This is a genomic window from Paenibacillus alba (assembly GCF_013204855.1).
GTDB lineage: Bacteria > Bacillota > Bacilli > Paenibacillales > NBRC-103111 > Paenibacillus_E > Paenibacillus_E alba.
The window spans coordinates 58034-80585 of the sequence record NZ_JABMKZ010000016.1 but is presented as its reverse complement, the minus strand read 5'-3'; the positions used below and the strand labels follow the sequence as shown (position 1 = coordinate 80585).

The window sequence follows — 22552 nt, the reverse complement described above, 5'->3', positions numbered from 1 at the left end:
TTTAAACCTCCATGGATTGTAGGATTTTTAGATAATCAAAAAAGCGCTGTTCCGGCTTATCCTGAGTGGATTCTGCCGAATTGCGCTCTTCGTCTAACGTTTTTAATTTGTCTTTGCTTCTCTGTGATAATACAGCTTCTGTATCAGGGTAAGCCGGGGTAGTCACAACGGATACATCATAGAGTGTTCCAATCCGTTTGATTGTGCGCTCGTATGCTCCCCGGTCCTTGTTGTAAGACCACTCTTCGGAATCTTCACCCTCTGCCAACGAAAAGGCAAAGCTACATTGATTAATCACGCCACTACGCATATTTTCCATTAAATCGCGACTATATGTAGTATCTGTGGGTGTGCATCGCCATTTAAGGCCAATACCATCGGTTTCGAGTGTAACGGAACCTTTTCCGCTGGAAACGGTGTTTCGTCCCAAAACAAGATTGCTGTCGTGGTTAAAAAGAGCAACCACATTCCCCATATCGGCATCATCGAGAGCCTTGCTATCAATTTTTTCGAAAACAGGTGTCAGCCAGCCTAAATTATCACTTTCGCGATTAAATTTGAGGGCATATGCTTCGATATACTCTGTTCCGTCACTCGCTGTTCGGATTTCCATCGGGGCCGTTAGGGTTCGGCGTTCCGTTCTTGACATTTTCTTCACCTCCCTTCAGTAATACGGAAACAGGCTGCATGGCTGTGTTCACCATGTACGTATCGCCGCCCTGTTCGACGGGAATTGGATTTTGATTTTCTTTTCTCAGTATATCGTTGGGACTCATCCAGCCATTTTGCCTTGCAATTTGGTAGGACTCATAGCGAGCTTTGGTATCGCTTCGAAGTAGCGCTTCTACCAAATGCTCTGCATAATACTTTTGTCTCTCTTTACCAACCAAAAGCCGCATGGTGATGGCTTGCTCCCAGCGGATCATCCACGGCTGCAAGCTATCTGTTAGAAATTCCATGCTCTGATGCTCGATGTTGCTAAATGTGGCCTTGTCCAAGTCCGCGATCTTATGCGGCGGCACACGGAAGATTCGAGCAATTTCACCTAATTGAAATTTTCTCGTTTCCAAAAACTGAGCATCTTCAGGTGGGAATGAAATCTGATGATACTTCATGCCTTCCTCTAAGATGGCAACGCGATGTGCGTTTTCAAGGCCGCCATGTGCGGCATGCCAAGATGCTTTTAAGCGTGTGGCGCTCTCATCGGTTAGAGAGCCTGGATGTTCGAGAACACCACTAGGCCGAGCGCCGTTTGTAAAAAACTTGTTTCCATAACTTTCGGTCGCTTTAGCTAAACCGAGCGCCTCAGCATGAAGACGGATCAAGGATTTACCACCAAGCGGCCCTTTAATGACGAAAACACGATAGGCAGGAAGCTTATATCCTACGCCGTTAATGAACGTTACATACTCGATAGTTCGTTTCTGTTCATCGTAATATTCCGTCGTGTTCTCAGCACGTAGCGGCCAAAGTGCTTTCAATTGACCAGCGGCATCCCACTCGATTTCCGCAAATCCCATCCCTCTTGTAATCGCATCAACGGTGATCCATTCTCGAAACTCCATAGCCGACATGAGCTCGTTAGGCGTATCGTGGAGAAGTGAATAGAGGGGATGCTCTTCAGCGCGGCCTCTTCCGTCTTTCACACGCTTGTAAAGCACAAGAGGAAGTGAAGAAATTGGTTCAGCGATGGCTCGGATGGCTGCTGAAACGGCTGTCTGTTGTACAGCGGTTCTTTCCGTGATACCAGTACCAGTGGTTTGCGTAATGTCCGCAAATGTTGAACTGTTGCCGTTATACGTAACGGCGGCTTGCCGTTTTTCCCAGAACCTAAAATTAAAACGCATGTATGAACCTCCTTTAAAGAAAGACTATCCCTCTGGCCTCATATACAGATTTTGTTTTCTTGCTACCTAAGGCCAGCTTATGGGCATCGATCACGGCATCGACGGGGTCAATACGTTTGGTTTGTGCATGCTTTTCGATTTTGATTTCACCGAAACTATTTGAATCGGTTTTTGCATTGACCATCGACCAAGTTAAGAGGCGGCTGCCTTTGTTATAGAGGACATTTCCGGCTTCGACTTCCAGACGGAAATCGACGGTAGCATCATTTAAACTTCGCGCACTTTGAACAATCTCGACACAATCCACACCAAATACTTCATCGAGATCATGCAAAAAGGCATCCGCGTTATGAGGGTCATAACCGATGCCTTTAAGTTTGAGATTATAGGTTTTAATGAGGCCCTTATAATAAGCAAGAATATACTTATAATCTGTCTTCACACCGCCTAGCGTTTCCGTGACTGTGAGAAGCTTCTCCTTAATCCACATATCATAAGGTGCGTTGTCACTTTTAATATGTTCGGCTACGCGTGCTTTAGGAATGAAACTGTGCGAATGAATGTAATACTTTCGGCTGGCTCCTTCATCGAATGGGAATTCGAGAGCGCCGGACGTAAGGTCACCGCCACTTGATAAATCAAGGCCCAAGTAACACTCCTTACCCCGCATGTCTTCAAGTGTCAATTCACTTTCGCAGTTTTTCCAGTGTTCCATGTTCATGTATTGGTTGTCTGCAAACTGCACCCAAATATTTAGGGATTTCGTCATGAAATTCCGGAGTTCGCTGCCCTGCATTTCCTTCGCTTTTATCGCATCAGCTCGAAGGCTTACCAGGGTTTCTGGCGTCCAAAGTGGATTAGCCTTCGGCCAGTTCTCTTCATCCCATATATCGTCGTCTTTATCCAGTTCACAGATAAAAACAAACTGTGTTTCATCTACAAAGACCCCTGCAAGGATTTGCTTGCAATAATTATAGAGTTCATAACAGGGACTGTTTAATTCAAATCCTGCTGTCGTAATAACCGAAATTAGGAATTGCTTGAGCTTCTTCGTACCGTCTACCAACAACTTGTACATCTGGTTGTCCTTGTGCAAATGGTACTCATCTACGCTAGCAAAGTAAGGCCGAAAACCATCAATTGATTTTGTGTCCCGCCCTAGAGCTTTAATTATTCCTTTGGTTATTTCACAGAGTATCTCGCCTTTGTATTCCTTAACATCGAACAGGCCCGTTTCATACTCGCTACCACAAAGTTCAGTATCTGCATCAATAAACTTAATGCATTCCTTCAGTACGATTTTAGCCTGTAATTCCTTCGTAGCTGCACAGTAGATTTGCGGGTACTGATATCCATCAAAATTCCCATAATAAATGGCTGGTACTGCATTACCGAGTGACTTTCCGTTCTGTCTAGCCACCTGGATGTAAGAAGTTCGAAAGCGTCGATATCCTTCAAGTGTACGCCAACCATGCCAACTACCAAAAATGAAATCCTGAAATCCCCAAAGCTCGAGCGGTTTTGGTTCCTCACCTTCTGCTAGAGTTAGTGTTTCTGCGAAATCGATCAATTCATGTGCACGGTCAGGATTCCAAACATAAGGGAAACTATCAGTTCCCTGCCGATCTAAATCGTTCAGGTGACGTTGGCATGCTTGAATTTCTGATTTACCTACCCGGCGAGATACATTCCCGGAAACTACATCGAGTGCATATCTTGTCGCTCGATCATCTCTAGCCAAAACATTTAATGGGTAATTAGCCACCGCGACCTGCTCCAAACTGAGCAAATTTGCTTGGTGCCTTCTTATCATCCTTCTTAGGCTGCTTGAGAACGTTTTTCACTCTAGCCAAAGGATTGAGGAACAATCGGTCTTGCATTTTTAACAGCATATCCATTTTTTTATTGATAGCCGTCTCAATACGCAAATGTCCTTCAATGGAAATCAGGTTGGTGAGATACATCCATGCCTTTTGCCTAGATTCATTTTCGTCCTCATCTATAAAATTCTCCAGAGGCCCCATATCTGCCGCTATGCTGTCAATTCGTTGATAGGATCGAAGCAGTCTTTCATATTCCGCATAGGTCTGACAGTAGAGGGACAAGATTGTTACGTCAGAGGTAGTAATTAATTCAATACCTTGCTCTGCAGCATCTTTATACTCTTTCATGTTCTGTTTCCAACAACCATAAGCAATGGCATCATTTTTCACAAACGCCGGGGGCTTGATCTTATCTAAATCTTTCTTACCAAGTTTTATTTCTGCAGCTTTTCTACTTTGTATTTCTTCTTTTGTTAGATGCTTTCTACCATTAGCGACGACTAAATCAATCGGTTGTCCTCGGCGAGTCATTTTGACCACCTCCTATCAAAAAATTCATATGGGGAGTTTTTACGCGAATAAAGGGACGCGCGGTCTACATTGCAAAATTTTCTGGAAATTTTACCCCCCCTACCCTATCTCTGGAGAAAAATTAAACCACTTGCAAAACAGAGGACATAAAGCACGACGCATAACACGCCTACCACAGTCTCATACCACTTAATTGTTCGTGTGTCTGGCCTATTCTTGGCGTTCCTTCTATTGGCTGTTGGTTTGTTAATACTCATCTGCCAAAGCCTCCATCCTCAGTAGCTGTTTTAATATCGTGGTGTCTCTTGCATAGGGGCTGCCAATTGGCTCGCTCCCAGAACAAACCCTTGTCACCCTTGTGGGGCTTGATATGATCGACTACCGTAGCGGCGCCTATGCTGCCCTCATTGTCACAGTGCACACACAAGGGATGCTTCTTAAGGAAGTGTAGACGGGCCTTCCTCCAAGCGCTGTCATAGCCCCGCTGTGCTGCTGATCCACGTTCGCGTTCTTTGACCAGGTCTTGGCCGATATGCTCTGTGCAATACTTTGCCTCTGTCAGCTCGCGGCATCCACTCTTTCTGCAAAATTTCTTTAGAGCCATTACTATTTCACTCCTATCTCTTGCCGTGGAACAATTATGAATATTATTCAGGAGCCAATCAACAAAAGTAACCCTTTTAAAATAAGGGTTTTTCCGACTTGTTAACATACTATTCACATAAAAAACTATGACTTTATTCATGATTTTGCATAAATGGTCTAGTTCCTCATATCTTAATAGAGAGCATAACTCAGAAGGAGGCTTCATCCTCAGTCCTGATAAGGGTTCATAGCATTTTCTGAAAATGAGTTACACACTCACCAAATGAATGGAACTCATAATCCGAATCCTCTCATGGCTTCGTTCATGGCGTCCTGATCAAGACCGATGTATCTCATCGTAATAGCCTTATCAGAGTGGTTGAGGAGCTTCTGGACGAGCGTGATATCCTTTTTCATTTGGTACATGTGGTAACCAAAAGTTTTGCGAAGCGTGTGCGTTCCAATATCCTTTAATTTGAACTTCTTTGCTGCGGCTTTCATGATCTTGTAAGCCATGTCTCGTTTAATAGGATCGCCGTCGCCTTGTCTTGACGGAAACAAGAAATCTTCTTCCTTCATACTTGACGCATAACGCTTAATCTCACGTTTCAAGGTTGGATTGATTTCAATGATTTTTCTTTTTCCGGTCTTCATTTCATTCATGAATAAATGGTCACCGGATACGTCTTTTACTCTCATCTTTAAAATGTCTTGGATACGAAGGCCAGTGTTGATGCCAAACACGAACATCATGTAATTACGATGACTTCGCTTCATCAAATATTCTTTAATTGCCTCAATTGTCTCTTTCTCGCGTATGGGCTGGACAAAGTTCATTTCACATCACCGCGTTCGCATACAATTTTTGAACAGAATTGCTTAGACTCTTCCCAACGGCCCCATACACAGCCCTTACAATGTGCAGGCTGCTTTGGAGTACTATCTTTGTTCGTCATGTCCCTCCCTCCTAACAGTGAGAGCAATCTATTTTTTCTGTTTTTCCCAGCTATCACGCCACTTCCTCCGTCTTTCGGACCTAATAAGAGTCTTGGATGGTTCTTGATTATTTTTATTGAATAGGGATTTAATTTTCTTAAACATTGACCAAACCTCCTCATTTGAATAAAAGCAAAGAGAGCCACGTTAAGCAGCTCCCCTTTTTTGTCTCTGTCTGAAAAATAGAATCATATATTTTTTCTCTTGTTCAAGGTAGCCGAATGAACAAAAGGAACTGGACGCCTGGACACAGACATACACTTCGTCTTGTTCATTAAAATTATTTTGAGTCGCTTCTCAGAGCAAGGCATCTGAATATCGTGTAACTTACGAACCTCCGAGATCCCCCCGGATACCGCGCCTACTTTCCCCGACTACTTCGTCCTTCGGACTTTTCATACGACCTATTAAAGTTTCAAGGTACAGCATTCCAAAAGTCGTAATGACCTTCTGTTTATACTGTACCTTGAGGGTGTAGACACTTTGTGGACTCGCATTAGACATGGATTGGACATGTAGTGGACATTTTTTACTCGAGATATAACAATGTGTTCGCAACACTGGTAATTCCTTCGAAAATCTTCCGGTCTATTGTTTTATCGCAATAGTTCCATCCGGAAAATCTCAAAATTGTTGCTGCGCGGGAAAAGCCCTTAATAAATCGGTACTCCGTAATCTCTCTGACATCTTGTTCTAGGATCTGGCCAACGGCACGTTCAAGGTTGGAGCAAACCTTAACCCATGTTTGATAATATTGAAGCTGCTTTTCGGAAACAGGTGGATTTCGTTCGAAATTGATTACCGCCTGCTTCATTTTTATAAAATCGGTTAAATTGACCTTTGTTCGCTCTATATCTTTCTGCGTTGCTATAGGAAATAATGAAAATTGATCTGTTTCAATTTCGGCTACCATCATATTCCGCACACCCCTATTATGTTATAATTGGTGTGAAGAATAGACCAATCCTCTGCGGACCCGTCCAAGGTTTACACGCAGAGGATTTTTTTATTAGCAAACTCTCTCTAGTATTTGCTGTTTAATTTCTTTATACATACGAACAAGCTCGTTATCACCACAATTGAGTATCTGCTCTTCACTTCCTGCTCCATAGAAGCCGACCAAAACTTCTATTGCTTCATTAGCTTGCTTCGGTGAAAGTTGTCCATATTCTACAATTTTAGCGAGGACATGAAGCGATGCTGCCGAATCAAATTTATCTACTGAATTTTCTTTCAACCTTATTCCCTCCTTTCCTTTCTTATAACCCACCCAAAAACACTCCCCTTACTGACCTCTTCCATGATGTATGCACAACCCTTTTGGAGCCAGTTATTTGAATCTAAAACTAAAACCCCATATTTTGTCTCGATGTAACCTTGTTCAAGAAGTGGTGAATTAGGAGTTACATACATTACCATTTTATTGATGTCTCGTTTTTCAACTTCAATAAAGGGTTTCAAAATACATTCAATCAGTACCAGTGCTCTTGTATTCAACTTCAACACCTTCCCTTATGTATTTCCTTATTCATTCAGATACATCGGCCTTAATATAATCATCAATAGTGGCTTGGTTTTCCTCGTTGTATTCTTCCAAGGGCCTCCCTCCCTCAAAGCCTGTCCATTGCAATATTTAGATGCAATTTAGGTATTTGTAGCTTTGCTGCCAGAGCTGATCTAGAAAGATTATCCCTATGTTTAGCAACATCTAGTTTCTGTTCATCTGTGAGTTGAAAGGTAATTAACTCTTCCAGCAAAGTATCTGGTCCCACATTACCGTGAGTATTCCAGCAATCTTTATTTCGCCTTTTTACTACTTCGTATGGCAGATCAACTGCCGAATACACATACCTTTTGGGATTTCCAGTTCGCTTCACGGCCCCGAAATCCATCATCCGATTTAAACGTTCTATAGTATCTGGTTTCTTAATTCCTAACTCCAAAGATATTTGTTGGTAAGTCATTCCAGCGCGTAATAATTCGAATATCTTTAATTCGCCTGGTGTTAACTGCAGCATTTACAAAACCTCCACTCTAAAGTGATTTTTTAAATATAACCAGCTTGCCCGTAGCAAGAGCGATAAGCACAATTTCGTCCGCTGTCTCGCTATTTGCCAAGTACTTCTTGGGGTCCCATCCAGCAGCTTTGAGACTTATTACTTGAGGTGGGGATAGTTCAAAACCCTGATTCATTCGATTGCCTCCCTGTATGCTGTTTCAAGTAGCTGCCTCACAGTGAAGGCGTAAGGCTTAAGGTAAGTAGCTGCCATTTCGTCAAAAAATTGCTTGTCCGGCCAGCCTCCGTCACTTGGAGAAATAACTCCATACGGCTCGATTAGAGGAACAAGCTTTACATCATTGGTGCTCCACTGGATGACCGTCCCGATGCTTCGGATCGTCCATAATCGTTTTTGCAGTAGAAGTGATATTTCTTTATGTTCAGCATCAAGAATGATGAGAAGCAGCTTCCGCCAAATACGATGGTCGGGGAGGTAGGGACGCGGATCGGAGAACAAATCAAACATCAGTTGATCCCGTCCTATTCAATCTTTCATCCAGCTTAGCGGCCATTTCACGCGCCCTTTTCAAATCATCCTCCGATAAACGTTCAACATTGCCAGCATCGGGGAGAATACCTTGTACGATGGGCTTATTGCTTCTGCCGGATCGGTTACCCGAATTAATAGGGATGACTTGAGCGTTCTTCTTCGCTTTGTCCATTTCCATTGCCAGCCTAACGAATTTCTCTCGAAGTTTGGCAGCACTAAGGATATTCGTCTTCCAAAAGTCATCTTCTGTAGCCCAATCAATGACTTTTCGTGCCGTATCCTTATCAACCTTGTCTTTCTCTAGCAATAAACGGCAATCGTTGGCCCAGCTCTGCATATCTGAATCTCTTAGTAAATGTGCAACCTTTGCCTCTTCTGCATTCACTTTCACTTTCTCAAATAGATAAACAGCCATTTTATAAAAAGTGCTGTCCTCGGCATACGTTTTTAGTTGCCGAGGGGAAGATTTCTTAGGTTCTTTATTTTTACTTTCCTTTCCTTTACTTTCCTTTACTTTACTTTGTGTACTTTTTGATGGTGGTTTGTCATCAATAACAGGCTTTTTGTCATCAATAACCGAGTTTTTGCTATCAGAAACTAGCAAAAGATACTCGGAGAGTATGCTATTCTTTGCTCTCCGATATGTTGCTGTAAGATATCTTTTTTGGAACCCTGCAGACGTTAATATTCCATGATCTTCATATAGTTTTTGATGGAAAAAACCCCACTTTATGCACTCAGAAACTACATCAAGAACTGTCTTAACGTCTACAGAAATGCGGCTACTGAATGTATAGTGCTCCCGTTCAGTCCATGGATAGTAATAGCCATTCTTATATATTTCAGCCATTAATCTGACTATTATTCCAAAACCTAAAGTTCCGAATTTCCCAATAACAACAAGAAGTTTGTCATCGCTCTCAATACCAATTTCTAAAGGGAAATATTCCAAACCTTCCTTGGTTGGTCTTGCCAAGCAAACCCGACCTCCTTCCCTGCAAATCTTTATCTAATCTCCAAAGGCAGGACATTCCTGAGCCGCCAAATCATCAATTACGAGATTCAAAAGCTCAATTGGTAGACGCTCTATAACCACGGCTCCCACGGCATTACGGTATAAGTCAATCATTCCATTGCCTGCATCTCTGTAGGCCCATACCGGAACTGGAAACAGTCCAAGAACGGTATACTCGTATCCTTCATATTCAATTTTTTTATGAATCGCGCTGCCACCTCCGCGAAATAATATTGATGCTTAGCAGCATCGGAGGAGACACGACGTATCATGTCCTCCACGACAACGCTAAACCGCAGTAGAAGCCTCATTTGACCGTTTGACAATACTCTTGATCATATGTCCATTGCCCTCTTGAATCTCGCCATCCTGAACGCGCTTGACCTTGTAATGAATCCAAGAAGACATTCGACGGATGTCCATAACAACTGCTTCCACTAGTTGCTTCCCGTCTGTCCTGTAGCCCCCCAACAATGGGTTTGGTACCAATTTAGCCACTCGGACCGTATCCCCGATTTCAGGGGCTCGTAACTCAAGCTTCATATCCTTAACTCGCTTTGTTACATCCCTTTTTAGTGAAGCAAGATGCCTTTGGGTCATGCTGGATAAATTGATGCAGTAATTATGAAGCAGAATCCCTTTGATAGCCTGGTCAAACTTTGCATCTCGCTCAACGCAGAATGTTGCCAAAGCAATTACACAAGCGTTGCGGTCGTTCCATTGAAAGTTTGATTTCAATTCTCTCCCCCCTCTAACCAATTCAAAGAATCCCTAAGTGTAAACATCCCCAAATGAATTGGCGGTTTAAATGTTTTTCTTCTTTTTGAGAACTCATACTCCAACATCATAACTTGAGGGTCTAGCCCATCATTCCAATACACTACATAGGCCAATTGAAAATATAAGGCGTAGTCGCTATCGTGTGTGACACGAAATTTTGTAATCTCTTTTTTTCTATCATCCGATATGATTTTTACAGAGACCTTTACATCCTCCACAAGATCAGGACTCGTCATCTCAGATAATTTTTCAAAATCAAACATGCGGACGCCATCAACGACTTTAAACATATCCAAAGTTAAATTAGGCATTCACCAACCACCATTGCCTTCCGATGTCATGAGAGGTATACTTAAGTCACAATTTGTTTTTAAAGCTTTGAAATAGTCATCGTGTCCAGCGGTGGCTATTTCTTCGTTTACTGATACTCCGTTTTCAATGAGAATCCGCTGAGTCATTTCACTGATTGACTCTTGTGCTCGGCAGTCCGCTACCATCTGCATCACTTCCGCTGCTTTCATAACCCCGCTTGCGTAAACTGATCCAGAGTTTAATCCATATTCTTTGAGCATCGTAATGAACATGTAAGCCAACTCCTTCTATGTATTAGCTGCCCGCAACTTGCATTAGATTTTGCATGATGGATATTCCGTCCATGCCATACATAAATGACACAACAACTTCTCTAGCGCCTGTAATATCCGCCCAACGCATCATCGTTGGCAAATCTGGCGTTTTCATGTCATTTTCAAGCTTGCTGATACAACTGCGCGATTTGTGCAATTTATCTGCAATTTGTTCTTGAGTTAGACCAGCGCGCTCTCGGCACGCTTGCATAATAGCACCGAATTTCATCTTTCTCCCCTCACCTCCCTCGCAAAATGTTCCATATTGGAACAGACAACTCTTAACGATTTTATTATGATGAAAATACATGTTGGTTCTGTTGGCTACCAGGATCACCACCCTCTACCCGCCGCAAATATTGTGCGGCGGTCTTTATATAGCATGGGAATCATCTATGTAGTCCCTCTTTAGCCAAGTAAACAATTCTGATTTCCGAACACAAATAATTTCACCCTTTTTCCTTCGCTTATTGAGGACAGGGAATGATGGATCTCTTGTCCATTCTGATACTTTTGATAGACTCACTCGCATGAGTTGCGATATTTCTGCAGGGCGTAGTACCTCCGGGTAGTCACCGTTCGACAAAAGCTCAGAGATTTGCCGTTCTAGCTCTTCAACCTTTTTTGATTGCTCATAGGCTACTAACAAAGCTTCGGAAACAGTCAAGGGTCTTGCTGGGACGTTGCTTCCTTTTAGTAATTGAATTTTGTTCAAAATCATCTACCTCCAATCATAGTTTCTACTAGCTCTTGCGCTTCCTATCCAATAATTTATTTAGTTGATAGTAACATTTCGTTACCTTTTGTAGCAAAAAAAATAGTCCAGTTAAAACCTAGGACATTTGCTATTTTTTTAGCAACTTTAACACTCGGATTACGATAACCTGTTTCAATCATTGTGTAATATGGTCTTTTAATTTCAGTAGAATCGGCTACTTGTTCTTGAGTAAAGCCCTTCTCGATCCTAATTTTAATAAGCCATTCAAGTTTTTCTGTCATAATAATTACTCACCACCTTGATGTATCGATTCGTTACGTTCGATATTTTCATTATACGTATCGATTTGTTACATGTCAACAAAATAGTTTCATATTGTTACATTTATTTTAAGGTAACAAGATGTTACAATTTCAGTAAATCAAATTGAAGATTGGTGGCGTTAATCCTCCATGTTCATGTTCCCAAAAAGACTATTATTGATGAGGAACAAATATAAAAAGACACAACAAGAAATGGCAGATCATTTAGGTATAACTCGGCCAGCTTATACTGCATATGAAAGCGGAAATAGAAAACCTGATTATGATACGTTAGATAAATTAGCCAGTTACTTTCATACCAGCACTGATTATTTGCTAGGTCGAACAGAAAATGAGGTACCAATAGAAACGTCTCCAGAAACACTTGTTAATCCAGACGATGATCCCCTCAAAGATCCAAAGCTTAATATATTTTTCAAAGATTGGGATAAACTGTCACCAGAACGACAGGATGAAGTGAAAGCCTTTATTCGTGCGCAACTTCTGATTGAAGATATGGATAGAAAGAATAAAAATTAGTATTTCAATACGAAAAATGATGATCTAAACCAAATGGCCCTTTATCAAGAACACATGTACCGAAATGGTTACATGTAAAGGGCTATTATTTTTAGCCAATTATACGAACATACATTCTAAAATTAACATCTGAGGTGTTGCATGGATTATACGTTGTATCAAACTACTCATCTTGAGGATTTCGTAGATCAATTATATAAACAACATAGCATTTGGCAGCCCGCGCAATTAACCATTCATTGTGTGGCTGCTGCAATGGGAATACGTGTCCATCCTGCCCCAATTAGTTACATTATTCAGAGGGAATGCAGAATTACCATACATATCAATGAAAACTTAGATTCTCGCGAGCAATGGCAAGATTTCCTACATGAACTTTGCCATGCATTACGCCATGCCGGAAATCAACTAGATATGCCTCCTTTAATGCGAGAATGGCAAGAAATAGATGCTTTCAATTTTGCGATTTACGCAAGCATACCGTACTTCATGATCCGTCGGATGAAGCTTCCAGATAACCATTTGGCTGCAATACATTTGTTAACTTCCACTTTTCATGTTACTGAAGAAATGGCTTATACTAGACTGTTGCAAATCCAGCGCCGTATTATGCAAGGGGTATGGGACAAAAACATGGTGGAAGCTTAATAGGCGCCTGATACGAAAGTCCATGAAATTGTTTTTTATTTTTATAATCTGGAGGGATTCTTATGAAAGGCCATACTTATCAAAGGGGTAAATCTTGGACATACGTAATTGACCTACCCCCAGATCCTATAACTGGAGTAAGGAGACAAAAATCAAAGGGGGGATTTAAAAAAGAAAAAGACGCTGAGGCTGCTTGTGCTGAAGCGATAACAAAAATAAATCAAGGTAACTATGTTGAAGGTAATAATATTACTCTTGGGGGCTTCTTGGAGCTTTGGTTAAAGGAATATGCTAAACCTCACTATAAGCCAAATGTATACGATGTTGAAGAATCAATAGTACGCAAGCGTATTATCCCAGTTATAGGACTGCACAAATTACAGCAAATTAAGCCACTAACAATAACACGCTTTTACAACCAATTACAAGAAAACTATTCGAGTGATTATTCTCGCCATATTCATGTTGTTCTTCGCAATGCTTTTATGATGGCTGAAAAATGGGAAATGTTACTGGACAACCCGATTAAAAAAGTAATACCTCCGAGAATAAAGAAAAAAGAAATGAAAGTCTGGACTGTAGAACAATGCATGAAATTTTTAATAGAAGCAGAAGGACATGCACATTACATTGCTTTTTCGCTAGCTATTCATACTGGTATGCGACGTGGAGAGATTCTTGGACTTCGATGGAAGGATATTAATTATAAAACAAAAACACTCCGCGTCCGACAAAATGTTGTCTGGACGCCTAGTGAAGGGATAATAGTTCAAGAACCTAAAACTGAAAGCTCAAAACGAACCATCGCAATATCCGATTTATTGATAAAGGATTTAGAATACAGACGATCCCAAATAGAAGATGATATACTACATAACCCTGATTTATATTGCGATAATGATCTCATTTGCTGCTATACAAATGGAAATGCAGTCCAGCCAAGGAGAATAAATGACAGGTTTGAATATTTGATAAAGAAATCCGGGCTTCCAAAAATAAGGTTTCATGATCTGCGACATTCACATGCTACTATGCTTCTTGAAAACAATATTAATCCTAAGGTGGCAGCTGAACGACTAGGACATAGCAGTGTAAAAATGTTCTTGGATCGATACTCCCATTTACTCCCGAGCATGCAAGATGAAGCCGCCTCGGCAATAGAACTCGCTATGAATAATGCTAAGAGAACTGTAGATAAAGCTGTGGATAAGTAATTTTCGTTAGCAAATACGTTAGCAGATGCATTCATTATATACTTTCATTTGCTGTGAAATTGTTCTAATTTTCCTAAAAAACCATTACTACTTGTGATATGGCTCCCCCCGATTTATCCGCATCGCGCGATAAATCTGCTCCACCAGCACCAGCCTCATCAGCTGGTGAGGCAGCGTCATGCGGCCAAAAGACAGCCGCATATCCGCACGGCGCAGCAGCTCGCCAGATAGCCCCAGCGAGCCGCCGATCACGAAGGCCACCTGGCTCCGCCCGTAGGTGGCCAACTTGTCGAGCGAGCCTGCCAGCTGCTCGCTCGACCACATCTCGCCGTCGATGGCCAGCGCCACGACGTACACATCCGGGGCGAGCTTGGCCAACAGCCGCTCGCCCTCCTTAGCCCGCACCTGCTGCTCCTCCGCAGGGCTCATGTTCTCCGGTGCCTTCTCATCAGGCACCTCTATCATCTGCACCTTGGCATACGGCCCAAGGCGCTTCACATACTCCGCTATCCCATCCACAAGATAGCGCTCCTTCAATTTCCCAACCGTTAAGATCTGTATATGCATAACCGATGTTCTCCCCTCAATGACTCCATTGGATATCTTACATTCAAATCGAGCATAATTCTCTTCGTTGCACGGAACAATGGAGTTTATCCAATCAATTGCTCCAAATCTGCAACTTTCAAACCGTTTCATCAAATTTCACTGTATATTATCCATTGAACCTGTCCCCAATCATTCGCCTCACAAGATTCCATTGGACTAACTCCAATGAAATCGCTGCACCCAGCGGCTTAATCCAACTCCGCCTACCTCAACCACCCAAACCAAAACAAAAAAGGAAGGCTTCCGCCCTCCTCAAACAACTAGAAATCGCGCTAACTCCTTGCAATGCTCGCAATGCGTCGGTGGCTCCCAATTCGCGAAGTGGGTCTTCGCCAAATCCACGATATCTGGGGCTTCCTCATACTCATCAACAAATTCATCTATTGCGATTTCTACGTGATCTTTACAAACAACATACATGCAAGTACCTCTCATCCGCCATGAATCTTTATCTTTTACTCTTTACTCTTTACTCTTTACTCTTTACTCTTTACCTCTTACTCTGTACTTGTTACTATCTTCCTTTTGTCCTTCTCTTGCCAGGCTTACACCCAAATCACTTATCCGCAGCTTCCACCAAGGTAACCACCGCACTAAGCTTCTTCCCGCCGCGGTAATACATCACATTCACTTTATCGCCAATCTTCTTCTCGTTATATAAATATTTCCGGAGCGCGATCGTACTGTCGATCTTGCGATCATCCAGCTGCACGATAACGTCCTGCGCTTTGAGACCCGCTTCCTTGGCAGGGCCGGATACCTCGAAGACGATAACTCCAGTTTTCACATCAGCAGGCAGCTTTAATACATCCGTTCCTTTAAAAGCCTGCAATTCTTGTGTCGACACACCCATGAGTGGTCTTTTTACTTTATGATCCGTAATCAAGCTCTCCAGGATCGGCTTTACGCTATTAATCGGAATCGCAAAACCTAGCCCTTCCACACCCATATCGGAGATCTTCATCGAATTGATGCCAACCACCTTGCCCTCGATGTTGACCAGTGGTCCGCCGCTGTTTCCTTGGTTAATGGCTGCATCCGTTTGGATGACATCCATTTCCCAGTCGTAGTCCGTGCCTTCCCGCGAGAGTGAAACCGGTATTGTCCGCTTCGGTGATGAGATAATGCCCTGTGTCACAGTCGGGGAGAAACCAAGTCCCAGCGGGTTGCCTACGGCAATCGCCATTTCGCCTGCACGCAGCGTTTCGGAGTCGCCGAATTCAGCGAGAACTTTAATATCTTTGCCGTCTGCTTCAAGAACAGCCAAGTCGGTAATCTTATCCCGTCCTATCAAAGTCGCTTTCCGATGCTCCCCTTGGAAGTTGACGATTTCGAATTGGTTCCCGTTCTCCACCACATGGCTGTTTGTGACAATGCGGACTTTATCGCCCGACTTCGCGAACATGACGCCAGAACCGATGCCAATCCCGGTCTCTTGGCCTTTATCATCCCTCTTGGCAGAGATGACACTAACGACCGCAGGCTTAATTTTCTCCGTTGCCGCTACGACAGAGTCGTTGACGTTCATTGGACGCGTTTCTGCTTTGGTCGCAGCGGCTGGTACGGCTGCCGTTTCGGCATGTGTTCCGCTTTTGCTTAAGCCGCCTAATAAGCCAACTAGCAGCAGCATCGCCAGTGCCCCGCCTACCCCTGCGATCAAGGCGACATTTCGCCTACGAACGGTGAAGCCCGTGAATGCTCCTGACCCTTTAGGACGCCATGGCGTCTCCCGCTGTCTGGACCTTTTCGTGGAATAAAAATCATCATCAAACAAACTCATCTCGGGTCCCTCCTCGCTAACGGGTTCAGCCGTTCCACACTCGCATTGGTTGTATATCAACATTGTTTTTTTCAAAAAATTAGGAATGTTTCCTTGAGTTCTTGCCTACAATAATAGTAAACCAAATCTCTTAACGAATTACTAGAGTTTACTAGAACTTTAAATCAGAAATATAAAGGAGACTGACCCTTATGAATCGTATTCCTTCCCATTTTGACGAAATCAATATGATCGGTAAACTCGCTGACCTCAAGGAAAGCCACTATCACCAGTCCCTTGTACTTTCATCGCTCATTCAAACCTTGATTGATAAAGGCATCATCACCGCGCAGGAGCTTCAGCTGAAGTCTCAAGAAATCGACGCTGCGCTTACTCCGAATCCAGCACATCCCATTTCGTAGATCGGTCAAAATACGTATCCATCAGCCGCAATTGTTTGGACTCCGGGGCACGCTCTTGTACTATGTTATTCACCGTTAGCCTGGCCAAATCCATTAAATTATGGTCACGGCTTAAATGCGCCATATAGACCGACTTCGTCTTGTTGGTCATCACATCACAGAGCGCTTCCCCAGCGGCTTCATTGGATAAATGACCTTTGTCTCCGAGAATACGACGCTTAATACTCCATGGATAATGTCCTACACGCAGCATGTCTACATCATGATTCGTTTCCAGCACCATAGCGTCTGAATCCGTGATCTTCTCTTTCACCTTTTCACTCATGTAGCCCAAATCCGTCACAACGCTTAGCTTCTGCTCCCCTTCGTACAAGCAGTACCCCACCGGCTCTGCTGCATCATGGGATATTCCGAAGGACTCTACCCGCATTGTGCCGAATTCCGCCACACCTCCGGTTTCCATAACCCGTTTATTGCCTTCCGCAATGACACCGATCTGTCGGTCTAACTCTTCCCACGTCTTCTCATTCGCATAAATAGGCAAGTCATATTTTCGGGCAAAAGCACCTAACCCTTTAATATGATCGGAGTGTTCGTGCGTAACCAGGATCGCATCTATGCTGCTTGCCGCGAGCTCGCGTTCCTTCATTAACAGCTCCATCTTCTTGGCGCTAAAGCCCACATCGATCAGTACCTTGGTCTCCCCATTATCGACCACCGTTGCATTGCCCGTCGATCCGCTCGACAGCACTGTAAATCTCATTCCCATCTTCCCTACTCCTCTATGCCTGCCATTCATCTTCCTTGTTATCCTGGCCTTCATGCTCTGTTATTTCTTATCTTTGCTCTTATCATCAGGTTTGGCCGTACTCGGGGCCTTCTCACCCTCAGGCTGCGTACCAAAGGGCGCCAATTCAGACCCTTTCTGCGGAGACTCCACAGCGCCATTGAACGCTTGCACATAATAAATATCTCCGTTATCGATCGTAATCCGCCAATGCGGAAACATCGGTTGCGTTTGTGAGTTATAGGGCTGTCCGTGATACCCTAGTCGAACCTCCGTAATAATGGAGCCTTCGCTCAAATAATTGTCCACTAAGCTGCGCACCGCTAACTGTGCGGGAATCAGCTTAGTCTCGGTTTGCTCTACACCTGATTCTACTTCAACGTACGCTTGACGGTAACTGGTAATTTCTCCATTTTTCTCATTAAGCTCCACTTTCACATCGAAGAGCGGGAGCTTGTCATACAACTGCGTGAACACATAGACCCTTTTCCCATCTTTGCTCTGCGTAGAATCTAGTTGATATAGGCTGAAATTAGGAATATCCGATTGGGCTTGCACTTCTTTACTCGCGCCTTTACCTAGCAAATTGCTCATGTTAATCGGCGTTTTCAATGGCTTCTCTTCACCTGGCTTGATACTATCGTCATATTTCACCGTGATGACCTTCATCTTCAAAATATCCGTCGGCAGCTCATCCATTAACCGAATATTCTTATTGCGGAGTGCCCGATTCAGCTCCTCTACCGTACCCGAAGTGTCTAGTGATACTTCTATCTGATTGGAACGATTGGTGGACCACAATTGGAAACCAAGAATCATATTCAACAGCAGAAAAGAACATATCAAAATCGTTTTAGCCCGGCTCCAATTCATGATCTCACCCATCTTCCATCCATATATAATTTATTCAATAAAATCGTAAGTGCCGTCTCGCAGCTCCAGTGCCCATGAGGGAGTGAGCGTAAGCGTCTTATCCGAAATAACAGGACGGTACGCCGGGAAAATCGCTACAATACTCGTGCGGCGCTGATAATATTGCAGTCTTTCTTCCAAGGCATCTCCGGATATCAACTCGGCATCCCGCCGCTGAGCAGACTTGAGATCAGGTACGACCATCGACCGTTCGAAGCCGGAAATAATCCCTTTTTGCACCTGCATCTTCATCGTTCCGAAGCCTTCCAGCTGTGCGGTCAGAATCGGCAAGGATTCATAATATTGTCGGAATACAAATGTTTGATTGTTGAATAACTGTTTTTCCGGCGTATGCGCGACCAAATATTTGCCATCCCAACCAATATGCTGATTAATAAATTTGACGCCTGCCAGCAAATTCTCCAAAATTTCGCTCTTGCTTTCCACAGGTGCCACAGGATCGGAATACGTAATCCACTTGAGATCTCGATTGAGCTGGAAACCTCGCTTGCTGTCTGTATATATCTCAGAACCATCGCGCTCTTTGAGATAACGGGTTATCCCCGGATCAACGAAAAAGCTTTGTTTGAGCTGGTCCGCCGTCAGCAAGCTGTACGTAAATACATAACTCGGCAGGCGCAAGGGTTTAAGCGGAAGGTAGTAATCTCCACCATTTGTTGTTTTGTATAAATTCGTTACATCTCCGAAAGCAGCGAAATTCTCCACGTCTTTACTCGTAAAATCGGCCCCAATCACTTCATAGCCAACCCCCGGGGAGTCCGTGAAAAAGAAAGCCCGCACATCTTCATTCGTGCCTTTGGAGTAAATCCAAATACGTGTCACCTTGTCATTATCAGGCGGAAGCTCGCCTTCAATTCGAAGCAGCTGCTGAAGAACAGTGAAAGGAATGCCGTCATGGAAACGAATTTCCACTCCCTGCTGCTTCGAGCGAATCTCTTCCCAATTGACATTGACCAGGTACATGGAAGTTTTGCGAAAGCCCTTGAAGCTCCGCTGTTTGATATTGTCTAACAATCTGGTGTAGTAATAGTTGCTCGGGTATAAAACAGAGTGCTGCTGATTCCCCATATGTACAATGATCTGATCAGGAAAAAGCATATCCTGCAGCTCCGCCTGCTTGCCCAGCGTCTCGGTTTGAATATAATTGCTTTGCTGAATCGGTTCAATCTTCGGTGGATTGTAGGAAGCTAGCAAGAAGCTTTGATACAAGCTGGACCCGATAAGGACAACAAGAAAGATCGATTTCAAACTCTCAATCATAGCTCATCCTCCTCTTCTTGCTGAATCGGCAGCGTGAATACAACACGCGTTCCATGACCCAATTCGGATTCCAAATTGATGGAGCCGCCGTGCGCTTTTACTATTTCCCGGGCAATAGACAATCCTAGCCCTGTACCGCCCATATTGCGGGAACGTGCTTTATCTACGCGATAAAACCGGTCAAAAATCCGAGACAGATCCTTCTTCGGAATACCGATGCCATTATCCTGAACCGTAATCTCCAGCGTATCTTTCTCGAGCTTCTTCGCTTCTAGGCGAATAGCTCCTTCATCACCGGTATATTTGATCGCATTGGATACCAAATTATCGAGTACTTGATCAATTTTATCCCGATCCAGCCTTAAGCTGGTTACGCCGGGCTCCACTTGGATAACGATGTTAATCTTGCGCTGCTGCAGCTGAAAAGAAAACCGGTCCGCAACCTCTTCCAGCATCTCACTCACCAATGTCGTGGATTTGCTCATCATCGATTGCTTCGAATCAAGCCGTGACAGATGCAGCAGATCCGTCACCAAGCGGATCATCCGCTCTGTCTCGCTGCGTGTCACACTGATGAAGCGCGAGGCGAGCTGCGGCTCTTCGATCGCGCCGTCGTCCAGCGCCTCCAGATAGCTCTTGATCGTCGTCAGCGGCGTGCGCAGCTCATGCGACACGTTCGCCACGAATTCGCGTCTGGCTTGCTCCAGCTTCTCCTGATCCGTGACATCCTGAAGCACCGCAATAATCCCATTCTGTCCTTCGCCACGACGATGAATCGGTGTAAAAATAATTCGCACGGACAGCTGATCGTCCTCATCCGGCAGTTCAATATCGAGGAGCGTCGTGTTCACTTGTCCCTGAATGAAACCCCGAATAGCCTCCATCGGAATGCCCAGCACCTCCGAAATATCCAAGCCGAGCGTCATCGCTTCTTCCGTTTGCAGAATTTGCTTCGCCCTGCGATTCAGCACGATGATTTGACCGCGATCATCCGTCGCAATAATGCCGTCGTTCATATTCGTCAAGATCGAAGCCAGCTTCTCCTTCTCCTCTTCATTCAAGGTGAGCGCTTCTTTGAGCCGATTCATCATGAAATTGAAAGTATGGCCCAGCTGTCCAATTTCATCGGTCCCTTGAATAATGAGCTGCTGATCAAATTTCCCCTCAGCAACAGCCGTTGCTTGCTTGGTAATTTCTTTGATCGGATTCGTAATGGTGCTGGTGAGCAGCACCCCCAGAATTGCCGTAAGTCCCAGAGCAATCAACGTACCAGAGATGAGAATCCGGTTAATCGAGCGGATCGTCTTATAGACATCTTCCATCGAAGCGATGATGTAAACGGCTCCCAAAACACGCACACCGCTGCCTACAGGCTTCGCAATGATAACCTTCCGATAACCGTCTTCGTCCGTGAAGATCCGCTGGTTATCCTTAATGCCTTGCAACGCCCGGATGACCTCCGGCTGTGTGTTTTTCTGCTTCAAATGATTCGGAACCGACGTGCTGATAACATTCCCGTTCGCATCGATAATTTGAATTTCTGCATTATTAATTGAAAATAAATTGCTGACGAATTCGTTCAAATCCGCGTACGTCTTCTTGCCTTCGGCCGCATTCTTGCTGTCTTGGTCGCCAGTCAGGTAGGAACCCACGAAACCGGCGAGCAGCGTCACCTGACTGTTGCGCGAAGCCAAAAAGTCATTCTTGAAATACGTCTCCACCGTCTTATAGAAATAGACGCCAATTAGCTGCATCGCAATTAGGATGAGCAGGACATAGATAATAATCAGCTTCGCTTGAATCGATTGAAAAAAGCGGATGCCCTTCATGCTTAGAAGCCTCCGGCCTTAGGACTGCGCATCAAATAGCCAAGCCCCCGGCGCGTCATAATGTATTCCGGACGGCTCGGGTCCGTCTCCAGCTTCTCGCGCAGCCGCCGGATCGTCACATCGACGGTTCGTACGTCGCCGAAATATTCAAAGCCCCACACCGCTTGCAGCAGGTGTTCACGCGTCATGACTTTGCCCGAATTTTTGGCCAAATATTGAATCAACTCGAACTCCCGATGGGTCAAATCGAGGGGCGTGCCATCCTTATACACCATGTACATGTCGTTATCGATGAAAAGCGCATGAATCCGCATGCCATTGCGCTGCGTGTCCGACTCGCTCGGAGCCGACTGCGCTTTGGTCTGTCTGCGCAAATGCGCCTTCACGCGAGCGAGCAGCTCTCGTGTCCCGAATGGCTTGGTCACATAGTCGTCTGCGCCCATCTCCAGTCCAAGCACCTTATCCAGTTCTGTATCTTTAGCTGTCAGCATAATGATAGGTGTATTCAGCTTTGAGCGGACCTCTCGGCACACATCCATGCCATCCTTCACAGGCAGCATGAGATCCAGCAGAATCAGATCCGGCCGCTCCGAGAAGGCCAGCTCTACCGCGCTTCCGCCATCATAGGCACAGATCACCTGATAGCCCTCTTTTTCCAAATTAAACTTCAAAATATCTGCAATCGGTTGTTCGTCATCCACCACAAGAATTTTGCCAAACAAACCTACCACCGCCTACTCAAGGATCAAACCTCTTTGCTTTCGCTGTCCCATGGGACG

31 protein-coding genes are annotated in these 22552 nt (G+C 44.2%); 4 read left to right on the top strand and 27 right to left on the bottom strand.

Annotation, left to right across the window (positions count from 1 at the left end; all coding sequences use genetic code 11):
- Nucleotide 1: 1 nt before the first annotated feature.
- The 19 genes from HQN90_RS20130 to HQN90_RS20040 form a co-directional block, all read right to left on the bottom strand.
- Nucleotides 2-649 carry an HK97 family phage prohead protease gene (locus HQN90_RS20130; protein WP_173221932.1) on the bottom strand — a complete coding sequence of 216 codons (648 nt, stop codon included), beginning with the start codon at nt 647-649 and terminating at the stop codon, nt 2-4.
- On the bottom strand, nt 591-1847 hold the full coding sequence (locus HQN90_RS20125) for a phage portal protein (protein ID WP_173221930.1): 1257 nt from the start codon (nt 1845-1847) through the stop codon (nt 591-593). The genes HQN90_RS20130 and HQN90_RS20125 overlap by 59 nt, the downstream gene beginning before the upstream one ends.
- A gap of 13 nt (nt 1848-1860) precedes the next feature.
- Nucleotides 1861-3612, bottom strand: a complete 1752-nt coding sequence (locus tag HQN90_RS20120) for a terminase large subunit (protein WP_338042356.1) — start codon at nt 3610-3612, stop codon at nt 1861-1863.
- Complete coding sequence (locus HQN90_RS20115; RefSeq protein WP_173221926.1) at nt 3605-4201, bottom strand: P27 family phage terminase small subunit; 597 nt, start codon at nt 4199-4201, stop codon at nt 3605-3607. Before HQN90_RS20115 ends, HQN90_RS20120 begins: the two co-directional genes overlap by 8 nt.
- 253 nt (nt 4202-4454) lie before the next feature.
- Nucleotides 4455-4805, bottom strand: a complete 351-nt coding sequence (locus HQN90_RS20110; protein ID WP_173221924.1) for an HNH endonuclease signature motif containing protein — start codon at nt 4803-4805, stop codon at nt 4455-4457.
- Between the two features lie 275 nt (nt 4806-5080).
- Nucleotides 5081-5623, bottom strand: a complete 543-nt coding sequence (locus HQN90_RS20105) for a tyrosine-type recombinase/integrase (RefSeq protein WP_173221922.1) — start codon at nt 5621-5623, stop codon at nt 5081-5083.
- Between the two features lie 688 nt (nt 5624-6311).
- Nucleotides 6312-6698: a hypothetical protein gene (locus HQN90_RS20100; RefSeq protein ID WP_246362660.1), complete on the bottom strand. Its 387-nt coding sequence runs from the start codon at nt 6696-6698 to the stop codon at nt 6312-6314.
- Nucleotides 6699-6791: 93 nt separating this feature from the next.
- Nucleotides 6792-7019 (bottom strand): hypothetical protein, encoded by a 228-nt coding sequence (locus HQN90_RS20095; RefSeq protein ID WP_173221920.1) that lies wholly within the window; start codon nt 7017-7019, stop codon nt 6792-6794.
- A 2-nt stretch (nt 7020-7021) separates the two neighbouring features.
- Entirely contained in the window at nt 7022-7279 is a 258-nt protein-coding gene (locus tag HQN90_RS20090; protein ID WP_173221918.1) for a hypothetical protein, read from the bottom strand.
- Between the two features lie 113 nt (nt 7280-7392).
- A complete protein-coding gene (locus HQN90_RS20085) occupies nt 7393-7800 on the bottom strand; it encodes a helix-turn-helix transcriptional regulator (protein WP_173221916.1) in 408 nt (135 codons plus the stop codon).
- 16 nt (nt 7801-7816) lie between these two features.
- Nucleotides 7817-7975, bottom strand: a complete 159-nt coding sequence (locus tag HQN90_RS20080) for a DUF6906 family protein (RefSeq protein ID WP_173221914.1) — start codon at nt 7973-7975, stop codon at nt 7817-7819.
- A complete protein-coding gene (locus HQN90_RS20075) occupies nt 7972-8307 on the bottom strand; it encodes a hypothetical protein (RefSeq protein ID WP_173221912.1) in 336 nt (111 codons plus the stop codon). The genes HQN90_RS20080 and HQN90_RS20075 overlap by 4 nt, the downstream gene beginning before the upstream one ends.
- The gene (locus tag HQN90_RS20070; RefSeq protein WP_173221910.1) at nt 8300-9307 is read right to left on the bottom strand and encodes a DUF4373 domain-containing protein; all 1008 of its coding nucleotides are present in this window, start codon (nt 9305-9307) and stop codon (nt 8300-8302) included. The genes HQN90_RS20075 and HQN90_RS20070 overlap by 8 nt, the downstream gene beginning before the upstream one ends.
- A 327-nt stretch (nt 9308-9634) precedes the next feature.
- Nucleotides 9635-10084, bottom strand: a complete 450-nt coding sequence (locus HQN90_RS20065; protein WP_173221908.1) for a hypothetical protein — start codon at nt 10082-10084, stop codon at nt 9635-9637.
- Nucleotides 10081-10437, bottom strand: a complete 357-nt coding sequence (locus tag HQN90_RS20060) for a hypothetical protein (protein WP_173221906.1) — start codon at nt 10435-10437, stop codon at nt 10081-10083. The genes HQN90_RS20065 and HQN90_RS20060 overlap by 4 nt, the downstream gene beginning before the upstream one ends.
- The gene (locus HQN90_RS20055) at nt 10438-10710 is read right to left on the bottom strand and encodes a hypothetical protein (protein ID WP_173221904.1); all 273 of its coding nucleotides are present in this window, start codon (nt 10708-10710) and stop codon (nt 10438-10440) included.
- Between the two features lie 22 nt (nt 10711-10732).
- A complete protein-coding gene (locus HQN90_RS20050) occupies nt 10733-10981 on the bottom strand; it encodes a helix-turn-helix domain-containing protein (RefSeq protein ID WP_173221902.1) in 249 nt (82 codons plus the stop codon).
- 144 nt (nt 10982-11125) lie between these two features.
- The gene (locus HQN90_RS20045; protein WP_246362658.1) at nt 11126-11467 is read right to left on the bottom strand and encodes a hypothetical protein; all 342 of its coding nucleotides are present in this window, start codon (nt 11465-11467) and stop codon (nt 11126-11128) included.
- Nucleotides 11468-11523: 56 nt separating this feature from the next.
- Nucleotides 11524-11751 carry a helix-turn-helix transcriptional regulator gene (locus HQN90_RS20040; RefSeq protein ID WP_173221898.1) on the bottom strand — a complete coding sequence of 76 codons (228 nt, stop codon included), beginning with the start codon at nt 11749-11751 and terminating at the stop codon, nt 11524-11526.
- 171 nt (nt 11752-11922) lie between these two features.
- Here HQN90_RS20040 and HQN90_RS20035 point away from each other — a divergent pair, with 171 nt between their 5' ends.
- From HQN90_RS20035 to HQN90_RS20025, 3 genes are all read left to right on the top strand, one after another.
- Nucleotides 11923-12312, top strand: coding sequence for a helix-turn-helix domain-containing protein (locus HQN90_RS20035; RefSeq protein WP_246362656.1), 390 nt, complete (start codon nt 11923-11925; stop codon nt 12310-12312).
- A 141-nt stretch (nt 12313-12453) separates the two neighbouring features.
- The gene (locus tag HQN90_RS20030) at nt 12454-12960 is read left to right on the top strand and encodes an ImmA/IrrE family metallo-endopeptidase (RefSeq protein ID WP_173221896.1); all 507 of its coding nucleotides are present in this window, start codon (nt 12454-12456) and stop codon (nt 12958-12960) included.
- A gap of 62 nt (nt 12961-13022) precedes the next feature.
- The gene (locus tag HQN90_RS20025; protein WP_173221894.1) at nt 13023-14174 is read left to right on the top strand and encodes a site-specific integrase; all 1152 of its coding nucleotides are present in this window, start codon (nt 13023-13025) and stop codon (nt 14172-14174) included.
- A gap of 87 nt (nt 14175-14261) precedes the next feature.
- Here HQN90_RS20025 and rlmH read toward each other — a convergent pair whose 3' ends face one another.
- From rlmH to HQN90_RS20010, 3 genes are all read right to left on the bottom strand, one after another.
- Nucleotides 14262-14741 (bottom strand): 23S rRNA (pseudouridine(1915)-N(3))-methyltransferase RlmH, encoded by a 480-nt coding sequence (gene rlmH, locus HQN90_RS20020; protein WP_079415778.1) that lies wholly within the window; start codon nt 14739-14741, stop codon nt 14262-14264.
- A 294-nt stretch (nt 14742-15035) separates the two neighbouring features.
- A complete protein-coding gene (locus tag HQN90_RS20015) occupies nt 15036-15203 on the bottom strand; it encodes a CxxH/CxxC protein (RefSeq protein WP_079415780.1) in 168 nt (55 codons plus the stop codon).
- Nucleotides 15204-15339: 136 nt separating this feature from the next.
- On the bottom strand, nt 15340-16563 hold the full coding sequence (locus HQN90_RS20010; RefSeq protein ID WP_173221892.1) for a S1C family serine protease: 1224 nt from the start codon (nt 16561-16563) through the stop codon (nt 15340-15342).
- Nucleotides 16564-16754: 191 nt separating this feature from the next.
- On the opposite strand from HQN90_RS20010, the gene HQN90_RS20005 reads away from it, so the two are divergent.
- Complete coding sequence (locus tag HQN90_RS20005) at nt 16755-16964, top strand: hypothetical protein (protein ID WP_173221890.1); 210 nt, start codon at nt 16755-16757, stop codon at nt 16962-16964.
- Here HQN90_RS20005 and HQN90_RS20000 read toward each other — a convergent pair.
- The 5 genes from HQN90_RS20000 to yycF are packed head-to-tail and all read right to left on the bottom strand — an operon-like array spanning nt 16933 to nt 22495.
- A complete protein-coding gene (locus tag HQN90_RS20000; protein ID WP_173221888.1) occupies nt 16933-17733 on the bottom strand; it encodes an MBL fold metallo-hydrolase in 801 nt (266 codons plus the stop codon). The two genes, HQN90_RS20005 and HQN90_RS20000, sit on opposite strands and share 32 nt — an antisense overlap.
- 60 nt (nt 17734-17793) lie before the next feature.
- The gene (gene yycI, locus HQN90_RS19995; protein ID WP_246362654.1) at nt 17794-18636 is read right to left on the bottom strand and encodes a two-component system regulatory protein YycI; all 843 of its coding nucleotides are present in this window, start codon (nt 18634-18636) and stop codon (nt 17794-17796) included.
- 18 nt (nt 18637-18654) lie between these two features.
- Complete coding sequence (locus HQN90_RS19990; RefSeq protein ID WP_173221886.1) at nt 18655-19944, bottom strand: YycH family regulatory protein; 1290 nt, start codon at nt 19942-19944, stop codon at nt 18655-18657.
- Nucleotides 19941-21773: a cell wall metabolism sensor histidine kinase WalK gene (gene walK, locus HQN90_RS19985; protein ID WP_173221884.1), complete on the bottom strand. Its 1833-nt coding sequence runs from the start codon at nt 21771-21773 to the stop codon at nt 19941-19943. The genes HQN90_RS19990 and walK overlap by 4 nt, the downstream gene beginning before the upstream one ends.
- A 2-nt stretch (nt 21774-21775) precedes the next feature.
- Complete coding sequence (gene yycF / locus HQN90_RS19980) at nt 21776-22495, bottom strand: response regulator YycF (protein ID WP_173221883.1); 720 nt, start codon at nt 22493-22495, stop codon at nt 21776-21778.
- Between the last annotated feature and the right edge of the window lie 57 nt (nt 22496-22552).

What these genes read in the sequence shown, in the direction of transcription:
- HQN90_RS20130 (WP_173221932.1), bottom strand. Translation starts at nt 649, where the DNA reads ATGTCAAGAACGGAACGCCGAACCCTAACGGCCCCGATGGAAATCCGA.
- HQN90_RS20125 (WP_173221930.1), bottom strand. Translation starts at nt 1,847, where the DNA reads ATGCGTTTTAATTTTAGGTTCTGGGAAAAACGGCAAGCCGCCGTTACG.
- HQN90_RS20115 (WP_173221926.1), bottom strand. Translation starts at nt 4,201, where the DNA reads ATGACTCGCCGAGGACAACCGATTGATTTAGTCGTCGCTAATGGTAGA.
- HQN90_RS20110 (WP_173221924.1), bottom strand. Translation starts at nt 4,805, where the DNA reads ATGGCTCTAAAGAAATTTTGCAGAAAGAGTGGATGCCGCGAGCTGACA.
- HQN90_RS20105 (WP_173221922.1), bottom strand. Translation starts at nt 5,623, where the DNA reads ATGAACTTTGTCCAGCCCATACGCGAGAAAGAGACAATTGAGGCAATT.
- HQN90_RS20100 (WP_246362660.1), bottom strand. Translation starts at nt 6,698, where the DNA reads ATGATGGTAGCCGAAATTGAAACAGATCAATTTTCATTATTTCCTATA.
- HQN90_RS20085 (WP_173221916.1), bottom strand. Translation starts at nt 7,800, where the DNA reads ATGCTGCAGTTAACACCAGGCGAATTAAAGATATTCGAATTATTACGC.
- HQN90_RS20080 (WP_173221914.1), bottom strand. Translation starts at nt 7,975, where the DNA reads ATGAATCAGGGTTTTGAACTATCCCCACCTCAAGTAATAAGTCTCAAA.
- HQN90_RS20075 (WP_173221912.1), bottom strand. Translation starts at nt 8,307, where the DNA reads ATGTTTGATTTGTTCTCCGATCCGCGTCCCTACCTCCCCGACCATCGT.
- HQN90_RS20060 (WP_173221906.1), bottom strand. Translation starts at nt 10,437, where the DNA reads ATGCCTAATTTAACTTTGGATATGTTTAAAGTCGTTGATGGCGTCCGC.
- HQN90_RS20055 (WP_173221904.1), bottom strand. Translation starts at nt 10,710, where the DNA reads ATGTTCATTACGATGCTCAAAGAATATGGATTAAACTCTGGATCAGTT.
- HQN90_RS20050 (WP_173221902.1), bottom strand. Translation starts at nt 10,981, where the DNA reads ATGAAATTCGGTGCTATTATGCAAGCGTGCCGAGAGCGCGCTGGTCTA.
- HQN90_RS20040 (WP_173221898.1), bottom strand. Translation starts at nt 11,751, where the DNA reads ATGACAGAAAAACTTGAATGGCTTATTAAAATTAGGATCGAGAAGGGC.
- HQN90_RS20035 (WP_246362656.1), top strand. Translation starts at nt 11,923, where the DNA reads ATGTTCATGTTCCCAAAAAGACTATTATTGATGAGGAACAAATATAAA.
- HQN90_RS20030 (WP_173221896.1), top strand. Translation starts at nt 12,454, where the DNA reads ATGGATTATACGTTGTATCAAACTACTCATCTTGAGGATTTCGTAGAT.
- HQN90_RS20025 (WP_173221894.1), top strand. Translation starts at nt 13,023, where the DNA reads ATGAAAGGCCATACTTATCAAAGGGGTAAATCTTGGACATACGTAATT.
- rlmH (WP_079415778.1), bottom strand. Translation starts at nt 14,741, where the DNA reads ATGCATATACAGATCTTAACGGTTGGGAAATTGAAGGAGCGCTATCTT.
- HQN90_RS20015 (WP_079415780.1), bottom strand. Translation starts at nt 15,203, where the DNA reads ATGTATGTTGTTTGTAAAGATCACGTAGAAATCGCAATAGATGAATTT.
- HQN90_RS20010 (WP_173221892.1), bottom strand. Translation starts at nt 16,563, where the DNA reads ATGAGTTTGTTTGATGATGATTTTTATTCCACGAAAAGGTCCAGACAG.
- HQN90_RS20005 (WP_173221890.1), top strand. Translation starts at nt 16,755, where the DNA reads ATGAATCGTATTCCTTCCCATTTTGACGAAATCAATATGATCGGTAAA.
- HQN90_RS20000 (WP_173221888.1), bottom strand. Translation starts at nt 17,733, where the DNA reads ATGGGAATGAGATTTACAGTGCTGTCGAGCGGATCGACGGGCAATGCA.
- yycI (WP_246362654.1), bottom strand. Translation starts at nt 18,636, where the DNA reads ATGGGTGAGATCATGAATTGGAGCCGGGCTAAAACGATTTTGATATGT.
- HQN90_RS19990 (WP_173221886.1), bottom strand. Translation starts at nt 19,944, where the DNA reads ATGATTGAGAGTTTGAAATCGATCTTTCTTGTTGTCCTTATCGGGTCC.
- walK (WP_173221884.1), bottom strand. Translation starts at nt 21,773, where the DNA reads ATGAAGGGCATCCGCTTTTTTCAATCGATTCAAGCGAAGCTGATTATT.